Consider the following 13,623-nt stretch of genomic DNA (forward strand, 5'->3'; position numbering starts at 1 on the left):
TTTGTTTTCAACTCTAAATTTATAGCCCCCAATAAGGCCCCCGTACTGAAGTTGTTAACCATGGAGTATAGTTGACCCCGGTTGAGCTGTTACCTGTGATGATAGAGAGACTGGAACGCCCCTGCAACTCAGGTTTCAACCGGGAGATCATTGCTGAGGAGATACACTTATACGGAAGAAGGCAGTATGCCCGGATAGTGTCTGGCAATGATGTCGTTCAGTTTCTCAGTCAGATCCGCTCGTCTGAATACGATATGCGCCGTCCCCTTCTGAAAATACGTAATCACAAACATCTCATCTTCATAGCGGTTGCGGTGCCTGTTCTCATGGATATGATCGCCCAACCGACGGGTCACGTCGGCCCGGTTGTCGGGAACCGGCTTTCCATCCAGCAACATCAGCATACGCTCCAGATCTGCTAACCGATCGCGCTGCCAGCCCCAGTTAAGCCCGAATCCCCATCGGTCGTGTTTCACCAGTCCGTTCACGATGATCTTTTTGCCGAACTTGCACGGGCTATTACTTTTGTAATCCCAGCTCAGACCTTTGAAAACGTTAATCACCCCGCGCTCAAACACCTCGCCTTTGCTCTGGTGCAATTGTTTAAATGTGCTGAGGATATTTTCTTCACAGATAGCAGGAATATCGTCTTTCTCCAGGCTGTTGTACCACTGTTCACGGGCCTGTGCGTCCATCAGCGAAAGCATACCCGAACGTTGCATCAGGTCGCGCCAGAGGCTGCGATCGAGATTGCGGGTGATGGCTTTCATCGCGGTTGCGGGCTTCTCCATCAGCCAGCAGTCGTAACGGTACTGGCGCACTGCCCACTCATTCGCTCTGCCGCCGCCGATACTGGCTGTCAGTGCTGAGATATCGTCGAGTTGCTGAATGAGCGCTTCAATCTGCGCCAGTGCAGCGTGACGTCCGGTGACAATGCGTTCGATGCTGGTGGAGCAAATTACACCGGTGTGCCCGGTTAATACTTCAGGTTCAGTGTGGATAATGTCTGACATTGTGTCTTCCTTATATATAAACAAAAACGCCAGCCGGTAAGGGCTGGCGTTTATGGCGTCTGTCACGTTCAGGAGCGGGCGCTCTGCAGAAGCCGGAGATGGCGCAGATCCAGTACGTCGTTTCGCGCCTGTTCGATCCAGGGTAAAAGCCTGGCGGAATCGGTATTGTCTTCATCGTTGTCGAAGATGATCACGCTGCCGCAATCGATGTTGTCCTTCAGCCACTCAATCAGAATGTTGAGAGCGGCTTCGGTGGTTAATTCTGGCATCAGAACTCCCTGTTGTGACTGATGTCGGGTTACCATTCAAAGGTGGTAAAGCCTGGCAGCACTTCGCCGCAGGCATCAAGATGGACAATGCCAACGGCGTAACGACGGATAAGCGTCACTATCAGGCGACGGCAGGCTTTTGAAAGACCGAGACGTTTGAGGCGCAACACGGGAAACGACCATGCTTCCAGGCGGAGCAGGTAGCCGGCCCCTGAGTAGTGGATCCATTCCGACTCGCCAAAATCAATATCCTGATGCGACAGGGCATACAGCAGCGAATTGTCTTCCGCAGTGATGTGGGCTGTACTGCAGCAGATCCCCGGTAATGACGTAAAGGGGGGAAGTGATGATTCAACGATTGCTGAACCCGGCTTATCTGCGATCCGCAGCGTGCAGCCATTCTGGTTTACTGCGGCGATCAGTTCAGAGAGTTCAATGCCGTCGATATCAAGGACGATCCGGCCCATGTTGAGGGCCAGAACGTTGATGGCGTCGGCTTCCACGTTAACGGACAGCTTCACTGGACCTCCCCGCTGTATTTGCCACCGGTGATATTGGTCACCACTTTGTAACCGCTGCGGGTCATCAGTCCGGTAGCCTTACGGGCACGAAGAATATCGATGCTGCTGATAAGCGGTGACTGTGTTTCCGCACTGAAACCGCGACGATCGGTGCGCACCAGATCGTATTTCTCCACGATAAAATTTACGGCATCGCACAGTGAGAGCCCGGCGTCGATATGCTGCTGAATGACACCGTCGTTGCCAAACTGTGTGTCGTTAAGCGAAAGGCCGTAATGTCTTTCCAGCAGATACGTAAGAAGTTGCTGCCAGATTTCTACAGGTGACAGGCGTGACGATGCCTCCCGGTTTCGGGATACAGGTAAAATCTTCATTAAAGTTATCTCTGTTAAATAAATGAAAGGAATGAATGGCGGAGGGATTTAACGCGGTATGTTACTGCCGGATGGCTTCCAGCGCGGCTTCCAGTGTGAACCAGTTAATGCCCTGTTCTGCGTCGTGATGGCTGGCAGCATGGCGTAATGCCGCTCTGGCCTCTTCTGTGGTAACAGCGTCATCCACATTACGTACATCGTCTTCGTACCAGAGTGAACATAAGACGACCTCGTCGTGCTGATGCTGTTGCAGCCGTTCAATAACCTCGCTGATTTTACAGGCATGCGTCATGGCGATTAGCCTCCGGATTGTGCTACAGGTGGTGTTGGGTAAATCGCTATATAGATGTACCCGTGCGAACCGAGGGAGTCGGCCTCACAGGTCAGTCCTTTTGCATAAAGCGTAACGCTGTGCGAGTGGCGGGGACTGAGTTCACCGCTGGTGAGCATCAGTTCCAGTTGCTTCAACAGCAGTGGAAATGCCTGGTCCAGATGGCGTAAGTCGGCGTCGCTGAACGTCCCGGTAATACTGGCGCGGTCGGCCAGGTAATGCAGGCGATTGCCCTCCTGCACCAGCCGTGCGCCCAGGCACGGGGTCACGCTGCGTTGCAGACCCCACCAGGGTTCACTGATATCATGGGGTGCTGCCGGTGTTTGATTCGACAAAGTGGGTTATCCTTAAAGTTAAGTTAATTCAGGGTAACGCTGCGCAATACGACATACGGCCCGTTGCGGTCCTGGCGGCGCTCCGCGAAGACCGCGAGCACGCCGCTGATATCCTGTACCTCCCGGCCGGCATAGTGGCAGACGCTGCCGCTCCATTTGTACTTTCCGCTACAGAAGCGAAACAGGCGGGACTGCGGGTGCTGGCGGTATATCGCCATCGCCTGGCGTTTGCTGATAATCTTCATCGCTGTTTATCTCATTAAAGCCAGCCGCGCTCAGAAAACGAGACGATATCCATACCCCCCACCACCAGGTGGTCCGGTAGGCGAATACCGACCAGCTCCAGGGCCTGTTTCAGGCGTTCTGTTATTCGTCTGTCGGCCTGACTGGGCTCAGCCTCTCCGGACGGATGATTGTGCGCGAGTATCGCTGCGGCAGCGTTGTGGTGAAGCCCGGCCTTCACGACCTCCCGTGGATGGACGGTGATGCTGTTGATGGTGCCGATAAACAGCGTATCGCAGGCGATGAGGCGGTGCTGGTTGTCCAGCCACAGCACCATCAGCGACTCCCTCTCCTGCGCGGCGAGATGCAGGCGCAGCCAGTCGCGCACGGCATTGCTGGACGTAAATGACGCGCCGGGTTCACGGAGCTGCCCTTCCAGCAGGGTTAAGGCTTCCCTGACCGTCAGCTGGCCGGCAGGGGGTAATTCACGGGCAAACAGCGGTAACTGTTGTTCCATGGCGGCATACCTCAGTCGATGATGTGCATAATGGCGCTGCGTTCAGGGTGGGTCAGGGCGTAGTCCCGCAGTCGGTAATAGTGCGCGGTCATGGCCTCGCTGCCGGTGCGGCAGGCATGGTGGCTGTAGGCCATGAGGCAGACGGCAATGCCTGCGGCAACGGCGCTCATCTCTGCGTCGTTGCCGTTCATCGCGTTGAAGAGCGACCAGGGTTCACTGCTGTCACCGTCAGCTTCCGGGGCCATAAATGCCCCGCCGTTGCTCAGCGTGTAAAACTGCCAGATACCCCCGCTGTAGTCTGCACAGAAGCGGTCCATCCAGGCGAAGACAGCTGGCTCAAGGATTATCCACTGCGGGATGCTGCCGAAGTGCTGCGGCCAGAAGCCGATGCGCTGTTCGTCCTGTACGAGAGTGGCGGTCAGCTCTGGTTCAGGACCGGCACCGGCAGGTTGTGACTGTAACGGGAGGGTATCGTTAAGGTTAATAATGTCGGACATGTGACTTTTTCCTTGTTTATTTATCGGGTTGGGGATGCTGGTTAAGCCGGAGTGACGGGCAGGACTGCGCATAGCCGTCCTCATCACAGCGTGACGGCCAGTGACCCTCCGGGAGGCTTAAGCGGCAGAGACTGAGTTCACCGGGACGATAAAGCAGGTGTGAGCACCAGGCGCACAGGTCGTCATCGGAGATGGAGCGGCTGCAGGGATTGTTTTCCAGAGCGGTCGGATTAAGGGGGGCCTGGCGGGCGTTATCAGGCAGCGGTGGCATCAGCTCAGCGCCTGCTGCAGTTCTTCTGCCATTACCCAGAGCGCCCGGTTGAGCTTAACGTCGCCGTCTATGCCTCTGACCGCGCGGGTATGGCTGCGTTTGCCTTTGGCAGTACGTCCTGGCAGACCACCTTTCAGCAGGTTCTCCTGGCAACGATTGAAAACTGACCACAGGTCGTCCTGACGGTCTTCATACCTGCGGGGCGTCAGTATCTGCGCGGCGGTCACCGGCTGATGTTCTTCGCCAAAACGGTACGTCAGTGCGGCGTTCGCCAGCGCGTGTTGTGCAGGTGGGGGTAACAGCAGCGACTGCATAGCCTCTCGTTTCTCCTCCACCCGGTCGAAAATGCCGAGTACTTCGTAAGCGCCTTCAATCACTTTCCCGACGATATTGCCGCGGTGCGGAACTCTGATGTCGCCAAACGACTGGCCGCAGACCAGGCTGTTGGTGCACACGCTTCTGAAGATGCCCGGAAGTAACTGAAAACTGGACTCACCGCCGTGCGAATTAAGAATAATGATTTCAGGCACATGCTGACCGTTTATCTGACCGGCCCGACGCAGGCGGAGCAGGTGTTTTGTATGCTCCCGACGACTGGGGTCACGAACCCGTGACTGACAGGCAAAGAACGGCTGAAACCCTTCGCGCTGCAGGTTCTCCAGCAGGGTAATCGTCGGTATATAGCTGTAACGCTCAGAGCGCGACGCGTGCTTGTCTTCGCTGAAAACGCTGGGAACATGCTGCATCAGCTCTTCACGGGTTAACGGACGGTCACGGCGTATCTGGTTAATGTGACCAAAACGGCTGGCTAAGCGCATCTGTGGACTCCTTATTACTGGCATGAGAGAGCGGGCCGTCCCCCGCAGAGGACGGTCCCGGTTTTAAAGCGTGAGGATTTGACGGCCGGGCTTACGGCTGCCCGGGGGCCGGCGTGTGCAGGAAGGTGTCAAAGGCCAGGTGGCCGATGGTGCGGGTGGAGACCGCATCCACGGTGCCGCTGACCACCCCGCCCGCCAGCGGGAGCAGGCGCACCAGCTGGCCGCCGGTGCTCATCCCGGTGCGGGCGAGCATGAGCACCAGGGTTTTCTCCGCAACCCGGCAGGTCAGGACGGGTGTCCACTGCTCCGCCATCTTCATCACCATGTCCTGGAGCAGGGCTTTTGCGGCGTTGCCGCACAGGCAGAGCCCGCAGAGGGCGCGGATACGCTCGTCGGAGAGGCGGTGTCCGCCGAGGCAGGCGAGGGCGGCAACCAGCCGGGTCTGGATAAAGAGCACGCTGGTTATATTGAGAGGCAGGGTGAGCGGAAGGGCGGCCAGGCCGCCTGCGCCGGAGAGAAAGCCGCTGCTGCCGGCCTTGATGCTCTCCCAGCGAATCATGTTGCGGGCGGCAAGGGCTGCATCGCCGCCGGCGTCGTCAAGGTAGCGCTCAGCGAGGGTGGCGGCAGACTCAATGCCGGCGATGCCGCTGACGGCGCGGTCATAGAGCCAGCCCATAACGGCCTGCAGGCCTCGTGGCGTGTCGGGGGACGGTTCGCTGAGTGCATCGTCGTGGCGGGGATCGTATTCGTCGGGTGGGGCGTCATGGTACATAAAACCTCCGGGGGTAGGATAAAAGAAAGCCGGCTCCGCTGTGACGCGGAACCGGCCGGTGGTGCGCTTCAGGGGGCATAAGACGACGTGCCATGCTCCCCGGGGGAAGCATGGACGTTGCTGATGTGAAGCGGTGAAACGCGGCGCAGTACGCTGACAGTCAGCGCAAAGCTGGGCAGGGAAGAAATAAAGTCGTCGTCTGTCGTCAGACGGATAATTTCTTCCCGGTGCGTGTAACCCTCTCCGCTCAGCGAGACCGCATTGATGGTTGTCAGGTCAAACACGCAAAGGCTGCCCGAATGGCAGGCCACCAGATACCAGGCTTCTCCTGAGTGGATAAGTCGGTAAGGCTCAAGTCCGCTGTACTCTCTCCCGTCAGCCTGAAGGGAAATACAACGCTGACCGCTGATGGCTTGTGCCAGTGAGCAGAAAAACGTGGATAAGGCATCGTGTGATTTAAGCGGTGCATGCCCGATGATGCAGGGCGGGATGCCCGATTCTGCCGTCAGAAGCTGCAACAGGTGCCGGTTATGACCGGGAAGGAGCTTCGCTATACCGGTGTTACGGATAAAGGAAAATACCCTGTGTAAATTATCCCTGAGCGGATTTGTCCGCAAACGGTAGCAGCGGCCATCGTGCTGAATATCAAGATGGAGCAGACGCTGCTGAATGTCGCGCTGGAGGGTGCGGAGTGAGACGCCAAACTCTTCACTCAGAGGTCTGAGGGCGAGCGATTCGCCCGCCATCAGGCGACTGATGATAACGGAAAGCCTGAGCGCCAGGCGGTCATGACGGGTTTCCTGTTCTTTCATAAAGGCTGTCCCGGTACGGTCACTAAAGAAGGGGATTTCATTTTTCGTGTCGCCTCAGGGGCGGGGGGGAGCCTGGGTATGAGTGCCTCCTGTGATAGCGATGCAGGAAGCGGTTCTTCCTGCTCTTCACATGAGTAATATGGGCGTGAGATTTTCTGGAATGGTGTTACGACCAGACGAATGCGTACCGTACCGGTCGCGACATATCAATACTGGCGCGCGGAGCGGAAGAAAAAGAGAGGGATTTTGCAGGCAACGTGCTGAAACGCAGACGTGTTCAGAGCGTTGTCGTTGAAGAGAACAACGTGACCCGCGTGCTTATTGTCAACATTGTTGTTTTTGAGCCGGGGGCGAGTTATGAGCATTCGTCGGCGGAGCCAGGACGGGTTCGCAGTCAGAAACGGCCTGAAGGTGTGCCCCCGTCCTGACTTTATACCCTTCTCAATTTTGTTAACAAAAAGTCTCTTTTGGTTACCGCAGGTTATACATCCTCGTTGCATTAAATGCGTGTTAAATTCAAACATCACTTAAGGCTAAAGCCGCTTACTGTCTGCTTTTTCCGGCCATTTCTTCCCCTGTGTGCTCTGTAAGCCTTTCATTTATTTGAAAGGATTTGGCGATCAATTGCCTGTTATTGATTTGCTATATCGATAGATAAAAACGATCAATAATTGCTAATTGATCGTTAAAATAGATCAGTATATGCTGCACAGTACTGGCAATAGCGATGTAGTGCGAAGCAAAAATCATCACTGACAGAGTTATCTGTCAGGTCAATGACGTTGATAGTGTGTTCTTTCTTGACTCACGCGTAAGGTGCGCAGCAGAAAAGCTAATGCACTTGATGAAAGACGCGATGGGTTCGTTTAATGAGTGATTGAAAATCAATTCTGATAAGGGCTTAAATATGGTTATGCCGATCCCACCACGAACCGTTTCGTGTAAACAATGCGGCTGGAAGAAAAACATTCCGCAAACTTCCGATTGCTTGCAAGAAGGACTTACCGCTTTTGAAGCATGCCTGAAATGTGGTAATTCAGATTTAGACGTCAAATACAACACAAAAGAGAGTGCTGTGCTGAATGTGTTATTACGTTTGTTACCATGGAAATAATTTTAAAAATTAATTATGTAAATAAGTACAGGAATGAATAAACTTTTTAAGACGGAAGATAATTATGGATGCTGGTGTTTTTACCCCTGAAAAGGTATATCAAAAAATATCACTGGAGGTTGATCGCATTCTGAAAAGACTGACATCGACTACAGATGATACAAAGCTCCAGAAAGCCTGTGAGCTTTTACGTAGCAAGGTTGATGAGTTGCGTCAGCAACTGAATTTCGATATTGAAAGCCTTCAGAAGAACACGGAGTGGGATACATTCACGATTGCCTTTTATGGCGAAACCAATGCCGGAAAATCAACTATTATCGAAACCCTGCGTATTTTGCTCAGGGAGCCCGGTAAGCTCTCCCGCCAGCAGGCGTTTCGTGAATTTCAGTCGCAGCATCGGCTTACTGAAAACGATATCAACAAGCTGCAAAACGCCATTAGCGAAAAAGAAAAACGTTGCTGTGAACTCGTTCATGCAATTGATGCCATAAATATTGAATATCTGAATCGTGAAAAGGCCTTTCAGACACAGATAGAATCTATCACCGCACTTATTTTCACACAGCGCCAGAAATTTTCACTGTGGCGTAAATTCATCAATTTGTGGATAAAAACTGCCGGGCAAAAAGAGAAAGAGCGACTTCATAGCCTGAAAGAAGCGCTGGCATACGAAAAGAGCGAAACGCTTAAACCCATGCTAAGGGAAAAAGCAGACTGCAATTCTGACATCGATGCACTGCGACAAATGCAGGCTAAACAGAAGAGTAAACTGGACGAACTGTCATTGATGGCTGATGGAGAAATCATCGGCTCAGGCATGTCCGATTTTACTATGAATACGACCCTGTACTCTTTCAAAGCAGATGGCCAGCGTTTTGCACTTCTTGATGTGCCTGGAATTGAAGGAAAGGAGAGTAAAGTTCTGGAGCAAATAGAAAGTGCGGTCGAAAAAGCTCATGCTGTTTTCTACGTTACCAGCAAGCCGACAGCACCACAAAAAGGTGATGACACAACACCAGGAACGCTTGATAAAATAAAAAAACATCTGAATGCGCAAACAGAAGTCTGGACGCTGTTTAACAAGCGCCTTACTAATCCGCAGCAGCTAACCCGTCCTGCTCTTATCAGCGAAGATGAGCAGCTCAGTCTGGATGATCTTAATAAAAAGATGAGCGAGCAACTGGGGGATAATTATTGCAGTACCTGGTCAGTGAGCGCGATGCCAGCATTTTTGAGCGTGGCTGAACATTTGCTTCCTGGTTCAGAAAACGCCAAAAAGCGTGACAAGTTATTAGAAAAACTAGATCGCGATACGATTCTGGAAAAAACAGGCTTGAAGGGATTTCTGTCTTTATTGACCAGGCAGCTGGTGTCAGACAGCAAAGCCAAAATCACGCGATCAAATTTTAATAAAGCACGTACAACGCTTGACAATGTTACGTCCGGTCTGAGTGAGGCACAACATAATTTTGACAGAGTTGTTAATGAATTACAAAAAAATACCTGCAATGTTAACAAAACGCTTGATAATGCCCTTGCTTCCTTAAAAATACGCCTTCACAACCAGAGTGAAGATGTGATTAATTTTTTTAGCAAGAGTGTTCGTGAGGGAGTTTACGAAAAAATAAATGGCGACATTAGCAATGAAGGTTTTAAAAATGAGTTGGAAATACTCATTAAAGATTGCCTCTGTAAGACAGAGAATAACCTCCGTGATACCTTTAAAACGGAGTTTGAAAAATTCAATGACGAGATGGGAGATATTGTAGAACGCTTCCAGAAATATTCGCTTGATATTGTTCAGAGTTACTCAAAACTGCAGGGGTATAAGATAAACAGGCAGTTTGATTTGAATGTAGATATCGATAATGGTGTTAGAGTAACCAGCCTGATCGCTACCCTGACTGGTGGCGCGCTGCTATTCTGGAATCCTGCAGGCTGGATTGTGCTTGCACCTGCTTTAGCAGGTATGGTGTTTTCTTTTTATAAAGCTGTACGCGGCTTTTTCAGCTCTGATTACAAAAAATCGCAGCAAAGAAAATCCGCAGATGACAATATTAAAAAGGTTGCAAATAATATTAAAGAAATGATTGAAGGCATTATCCATAAGGTTTTCCCGGAGTTCGAAGAAAAAATTAATGAAATCAAGAAAAATCTTGAAGAGCCATTCCATCAGGCCTCCGATGATAATCACATTCTGATTAATGCAATCGCCAGTTTACAACATCTTTCACTCGTCATTGATGCTTCAGGAGATAAATAATGGAACATACACTGGATATATTTAAATCTCAGAAATCAAAAAACATTGAAACTCTTAATAATCTTAAGGTTTTTTTACAGCAGGGTAAAGAATTGGGTATCGAAATAGAACCCTATTTGCTTCACAAATTAGAAATTGCGCAAGAAAGTGCAGCCAATGGAAAACTGCATATCGCATTAATTGGCGGTTTTTCGGAGGGTAAAACGTCTATTGCGGCTGCCTGGATGGAGAAACTCGACAAGACGACCATGAACATCAGCCATCAGGAGTCGTCCAGTGAGGTGAAAATTTACAATGTGGGCTCGGACTTTGTCCTGATTGATACACCAGGGCTTTTCGGTTTTAAAGAACAGTTTGATGAGGAAACCCGTTCTGTTGAAAAATATAAAGACATGACGAAGAAGTACGTCAGCGAAGCGCACCTTATTCTGTATGTCATGAACTCAACCAATCCCATCAAAGAGAGCCATAAACAAGATCTTGAATGGATGTTTCGTACCCTGAATTTGCTCGATCGAACTGTATTTGTACTGAGTCGTTTTGATGAAGTCGCAGATGTGGAAGATGAGGAGGATTACCAGTCCAGTTACCGGGTAAAGCGCCATAATGTAGTCTCGCGTCTGCATGACTTGATCGACCTTACTCCACAGGAGCGTGACGCTCTCAGCATTGTTGCTGTCGCAGCCAATCCATTCGATATGGGAACGGAATACTGGCTGCAAAATCCGGAGAAATTCCGCACCCTGTCTCACATCCACACTCTGCAGGCGGCGACCAGCCAAAAGATTGCAGCCGGTGGCGGGCTGCATGCATTGTGCGAAGAGACGAAAAAGAGTGTTATTCTCGATATTCTGACATGTAAATTGCCTGTTGCTATCGAGCTGGATGAGCGCATTCAGGAAGAAGTGAAAGGGCTGTTGTTCATAAAGGAGCGGACGAGCGATGAGATGAGCACGATGATGGTTAAAATTGATGAGATCCGCAGGTCATTGAAAACATTCGTCAGCGATTATTTCAGTGAACTGATCCTTCAGGCGAAAGGGCTGAGTATGGAAACTTTTTTGGCGTTTTTTGAACGCGAAGTCGGAGATGAAGGGATCGTCTTATCGACTCGTCTTCAAAACGAATTCGATCGCCGCCTGCAGGCTGTTTCTCTGTCTCTTGAGAAGATTCAAATAGGCTACAATGCTGACATCAATCATCATAACAGCATTCTCACAACTTTGGGCAAACGCGGCCTTGACTATGTAGTCAAAAGTAACGTAATCAATAATTCAACTGTTATTGCCACTCGTGATGGCGCGGTGTCTCTGGCGAAAATGGTCGGGCTGGATTTGGGAAAACTCTTAAAATTTAAACCCTGGGGAGCTATTAATTTAGCCAAGGGCCTTAACGGTGTGCTGTCATTTGCAGGTGTCGCTCTGGAGGTGTGGGATTCGTTCGAACAAGCGCAACGAGAGAAAAAATTCAGGGAATATATCGGGGATATGGTGGAACACTTCAATAAGCAACGTAAAGAGTTAATTGCTTTACTCGACTCAGATGACTACGAGGAGAGGTTCTTTCCGGGGTATGCAGTCATGAAGGAAGAGCTTGAAGTGCTCAATGATACTTTGCGGCGTAGCCATGAGCAAAAAAAGCAATTTGCAGACTGGCGTGCGCAGGCACAAGCGATTGATGGAGAATTCATTCGGGTTAACGACTGATATTTTAGTTAATCACCTTTTTTTATTAAGGTGGCAGCCTTCTGTAATCCTGTAGTTTGATATCCGGTATCACGCACTTTGACAAGATAAAAATATGGTGTTGCTGTGCATCAAGTCGTGGATAAGCTCATGCGATGATAAATCGCAAAAAAACAGAACACCCGGCCCTGTGGGGCTGAGTGTCCTCTTTATGCCGTTTTGCAACGGTGTTCAACTACCCCGGCAGCATCCCGGCAAGGTTTGTGGCCGACTTGCTTACCGGTGACGGCTGCTCAAGCTGTACCCCAGGGGCCGGGATCGCCGCAGGCACGTTCAGAAACGACGTGAGCATCCTCAGCAGTGTGTCTGCACCGGTATCGTCCGCCAGCAGTGCGGCCAGTAACGGGGGCAGCCTGGCGTCGATCTGCCCCAGCGCAATGCCTGCCAGCAACGCCGTTCTGGCCTGTTCGCTGCGATCGCCACGCGGGCAGGCATCAAGGTAGCTGTCAGCAATGCGTTCACCGGCATGCGTCTCCGGGCGCAGGTAAATCAGCACTTTTCTGCGGTTCATCGGCAATACTCCCTTACCCCAGCGCCAGCAGACCATGCACCAGCGCGAGCTGCGGATCGTCAGCGACATAAAAACGATCGTTGCGCAGGTTTACATGATCGCGGATGGCGTCGGCCACCAGGAATGCGCCTCCACCCGCTACCGTCACATGCGTGTATCCTTTAAACCTGTCGATGATCTCAATGCCCCGGTCGCAGAGACGTTCGATACCCTGCCGGATAGCCTGTCTGACCTCCTCAACTGCCCCGGGATCGTTGATGTTGTTTTTCATAAAAACGTCGTCGTGACGGTTGATGATGAGCTGATCCATATTGTAACGTGAGGTCTCCATATGGGTTCTTCGTAGCGCCTGCCCAACCGCATCGGTGACCAGCGATATCCCGAGATCAGGGTAGCCCTGGATACGCGAGATGGATGACATCTGGCCTGCAACCATCGCGATATCGAGCGTGGTTCCGCCCAGGTCAATAATCAGCACGGAATGCGTGGGTAAGAGCTTATCGCACAGCCCGATGCCGGCGGGAATGGACTCAGGCCGAACGATGACGCGGGAAATCGTAAATACCTTGCCCTTATCAAGTTCAACGGCCTGGCGCAGGCTTTTCTTCTTGCGGTCGATGTTCTCAGTGCGAACCTGGGCGTATTCATCGTAAAACTCACTGAGCGGCAGGGTGACCACAATTTCGGCCTCCTGAGGCATCAGGCCGCTCGTCAGCAGGGCGTGATGCACCGCCACGGCGTTAAGCGGACTGTACTGCCATTCGATGTGATTCGTCGGCAGCGTATCCGGTGAGATCCGGTCAAATGAATACCGCTCACCACCCGCGATGTAGTTGAATGCCTTCCCTGTGCCGAGCGTTGCGCACCATTCGCGCCTGAAGCTGTTGGGGCTGACGTGGGTGTGCGTCCGGCCCTGGTGTTCCCAGAGTACCTTGATATTGGTTGAACCATCGTCGATAAAAATACGCATTATTTGAGTCGTTACTGAGCTGATGCTGAGCCACGCGCAGGCTGTGCGCCATTGCTGAGACAAAAATGAGACGCAGGTAAACGGCTCACAGGAAAAAGTGCGTGGCGCGTAAAAGCCCGCGGTGAGTCAATCCGGTTATGGGGACAGGGTTCCCGTATGTCATTTTGCCCCTCGTCATGGCGACGTCGTCAGCTGGGGCGCAATGGAGCCTAAAGAAGGTTTAAGCCAGCAACTCACCGGCAGAGGTTGAAAACTGTGATAATGGCGT

17 protein-coding genes are annotated in these 13,623 nt (G+C 51.7%); 2 read left to right on the forward strand and 15 right to left on the reverse strand.

What is annotated here, in order from left to right; genetic code table 11:
* Positions 1-167: 167 nt before the first annotated feature.
* From OVA10_RS04065 to OVA10_RS04125, 13 genes are all read right to left on the reverse strand, one after another.
* Positions 168-1,013, reverse strand: coding sequence for a DUF4942 domain-containing protein (locus OVA10_RS04065; RefSeq protein ID WP_174339962.1), 846 nt, complete (start codon positions 1,011-1,013; stop codon positions 168-170).
* A 68-nt stretch (positions 1,014-1,081) separates the two neighbouring features.
* A complete protein-coding gene (locus tag OVA10_RS04070) occupies positions 1,082-1,282 on the reverse strand; it encodes a DUF957 domain-containing protein (RefSeq protein WP_174339961.1) in 201 nt (66 codons plus the stop codon).
* Positions 1,283-1,311: 29 nt separating this feature from the next.
* Positions 1,312-1,803, reverse strand: coding sequence for a DUF5983 family protein (locus OVA10_RS04075; RefSeq protein WP_174339960.1), 492 nt, complete (start codon positions 1,801-1,803; stop codon positions 1,312-1,314).
* Complete coding sequence (locus tag OVA10_RS04080) at positions 1,800-2,177, reverse strand: TA system toxin CbtA family protein (protein WP_174339959.1); 378 nt, start codon at positions 2,175-2,177, stop codon at positions 1,800-1,802. The genes OVA10_RS04075 and OVA10_RS04080 overlap by 4 nt, the downstream gene beginning before the upstream one ends.
* Before the next feature lie 61 nt (positions 2,178-2,238).
* Positions 2,239-2,469, reverse strand: a complete 231-nt coding sequence (locus OVA10_RS04085) for a hypothetical protein (RefSeq protein ID WP_174339958.1) — start codon at positions 2,467-2,469, stop codon at positions 2,239-2,241.
* Between the two features lie 5 nt (positions 2,470-2,474).
* A complete protein-coding gene (locus OVA10_RS04090) occupies positions 2,475-2,843 on the reverse strand; it encodes a type IV toxin-antitoxin system YeeU family antitoxin (RefSeq protein ID WP_050862682.1) in 369 nt (122 codons plus the stop codon).
* Positions 2,844-2,866: 23 nt separating this feature from the next.
* Positions 2,867-3,088: a DUF987 domain-containing protein gene (locus tag OVA10_RS04095; RefSeq protein WP_048961313.1), complete on the reverse strand. Its 222-nt coding sequence runs from the start codon at positions 3,086-3,088 to the stop codon at positions 2,867-2,869.
* 14 nt (positions 3,089-3,102) lie between these two features.
* Positions 3,103-3,582: a RadC family protein gene (gene radC / locus OVA10_RS04100; protein WP_174339957.1), complete on the reverse strand. Its 480-nt coding sequence runs from the start codon at positions 3,580-3,582 to the stop codon at positions 3,103-3,105.
* Between the two features lie 11 nt (positions 3,583-3,593).
* Positions 3,594-4,079, reverse strand: coding sequence for an antirestriction protein (locus tag OVA10_RS04105; protein WP_268195424.1), 486 nt, complete (start codon positions 4,077-4,079; stop codon positions 3,594-3,596).
* Between the two features lie 16 nt (positions 4,080-4,095).
* Positions 4,096-4,350, reverse strand: a complete 255-nt coding sequence (locus OVA10_RS04110) for a hypothetical protein (RefSeq protein WP_174339955.1) — start codon at positions 4,348-4,350, stop codon at positions 4,096-4,098.
* Positions 4,350-5,168, reverse strand: a complete 819-nt coding sequence (locus OVA10_RS04115; RefSeq protein WP_268195425.1) for a DUF932 domain-containing protein — start codon at positions 5,166-5,168, stop codon at positions 4,350-4,352. Before OVA10_RS04115 ends, OVA10_RS04110 begins: the two co-directional genes overlap by 1 nt.
* Before the next feature lie 91 nt (positions 5,169-5,259).
* Entirely contained in the window at positions 5,260-5,940 is a 681-nt protein-coding gene (locus tag OVA10_RS04120) for a hypothetical protein (protein WP_268195426.1), read from the reverse strand.
* 68 nt (positions 5,941-6,008) lie between these two features.
* The gene (locus tag OVA10_RS04125; protein WP_268195427.1) at positions 6,009-6,752 is read right to left on the reverse strand and encodes a helix-turn-helix transcriptional regulator; all 744 of its coding nucleotides are present in this window, start codon (positions 6,750-6,752) and stop codon (positions 6,009-6,011) included.
* A 1,178-nt stretch (positions 6,753-7,930) separates the two neighbouring features.
* On the opposite strand from OVA10_RS04125, the gene OVA10_RS04130 reads away from it, so the two are divergent.
* Both OVA10_RS04130 and OVA10_RS04135 read left to right on the forward strand, forming a co-directional pair.
* Entirely contained in the window at positions 7,931-10,129 is a 2,199-nt protein-coding gene (locus OVA10_RS04130) for a hypothetical protein (RefSeq protein WP_174339952.1), read from the forward strand.
* Complete coding sequence (locus tag OVA10_RS04135; RefSeq protein WP_268195428.1) at positions 10,129-11,835, forward strand: LeoA/HP0731 family dynamin-like GTPase; 1,707 nt, start codon at positions 10,129-10,131, stop codon at positions 11,833-11,835. Before OVA10_RS04130 ends, OVA10_RS04135 begins: the two co-directional genes overlap by 1 nt.
* Before the next feature lie 214 nt (positions 11,836-12,049).
* Here the strand turns inward: OVA10_RS04135 and OVA10_RS04140 are convergent, their stop codons facing one another.
* The gene (locus OVA10_RS04140; RefSeq protein WP_326493391.1) at positions 12,050-12,391 is read right to left on the reverse strand and encodes a plasmid partitioning/stability family protein; all 342 of its coding nucleotides are present in this window, start codon (positions 12,389-12,391) and stop codon (positions 12,050-12,052) included.
* Positions 12,392-12,398: 7 nt separating this feature from the next.
* Entirely contained in the window at positions 12,399-13,355 is a 957-nt protein-coding gene (gene parM, locus OVA10_RS04145; protein WP_268195430.1) for a plasmid segregation protein ParM domain-containing protein, read from the reverse strand.
* Between the last annotated feature and the right edge of the window lie 268 nt (positions 13,356-13,623).

It is taken from the genome of Lelliottia sp. SL45 (assembly GCF_026672535.1).
Classification (GTDB): Bacteria; Pseudomonadota; Gammaproteobacteria; order Enterobacterales; family Enterobacteriaceae; genus Enterobacter; species Enterobacter nimipressuralis.

Coding starts and splice junctions, on each gene's coding strand:
- radC (WP_174339957.1), bottom strand. CDS start 3,582: ATGGAACAACAGTTACCGCTGTTTGCCCGTGAATTACCCCCTGCCGGC.
- OVA10_RS04120 (WP_268195426.1), bottom strand. CDS start 5,940: ATGTACCATGACGCCCCACCCGACGAATACGATCCCCGCCACGACGAT.
- OVA10_RS04110 (WP_174339955.1), bottom strand. CDS start 4,350: ATGCCACCGCTGCCTGATAACGCCCGCCAGGCCCCCCTTAATCCGACC.
- OVA10_RS04095 (WP_048961313.1), bottom strand. CDS start 3,088: ATGAAGATTATCAGCAAACGCCAGGCGATGGCGATATACCGCCAGCAC.
- OVA10_RS04070 (WP_174339961.1), bottom strand. CDS start 1,282: ATGCCAGAATTAACCACCGAAGCCGCTCTCAACATTCTGATTGAGTGG.
- OVA10_RS04135 (WP_268195428.1), top strand. CDS start 10,129: ATGGAACATACACTGGATATATTTAAATCTCAGAAATCAAAAAACATT.
- OVA10_RS04080 (WP_174339959.1), bottom strand. CDS start 2,177: ATGAAGATTTTACCTGTATCCCGAAACCGGGAGGCATCGTCACGCCTG.
- OVA10_RS04125 (WP_268195427.1), bottom strand. CDS start 6,752: ATGAAAGAACAGGAAACCCGTCATGACCGCCTGGCGCTCAGGCTTTCC.
- OVA10_RS04105 (WP_268195424.1), bottom strand. CDS start 4,079: ATGTCCGACATTATTAACCTTAACGATACCCTCCCGTTACAGTCACAA.
- OVA10_RS04115 (WP_268195425.1), bottom strand. CDS start 5,168: ATGCGCTTAGCCAGCCGTTTTGGTCACATTAACCAGATACGCCGTGAC.
- OVA10_RS04085 (WP_174339958.1), bottom strand. CDS start 2,469: ATGACGCATGCCTGTAAAATCAGCGAGGTTATTGAACGGCTGCAACAG.
- OVA10_RS04065 (WP_174339962.1), bottom strand. CDS start 1,013: ATGTCAGACATTATCCACACTGAACCTGAAGTATTAACCGGGCACACC.
- OVA10_RS04130 (WP_174339952.1), top strand. CDS start 7,931: ATGGATGCTGGTGTTTTTACCCCTGAAAAGGTATATCAAAAAATATCA.
- parM (WP_268195430.1), bottom strand. CDS start 13,355: ATGCGTATTTTTATCGACGATGGTTCAACCAATATCAAGGTACTCTGG.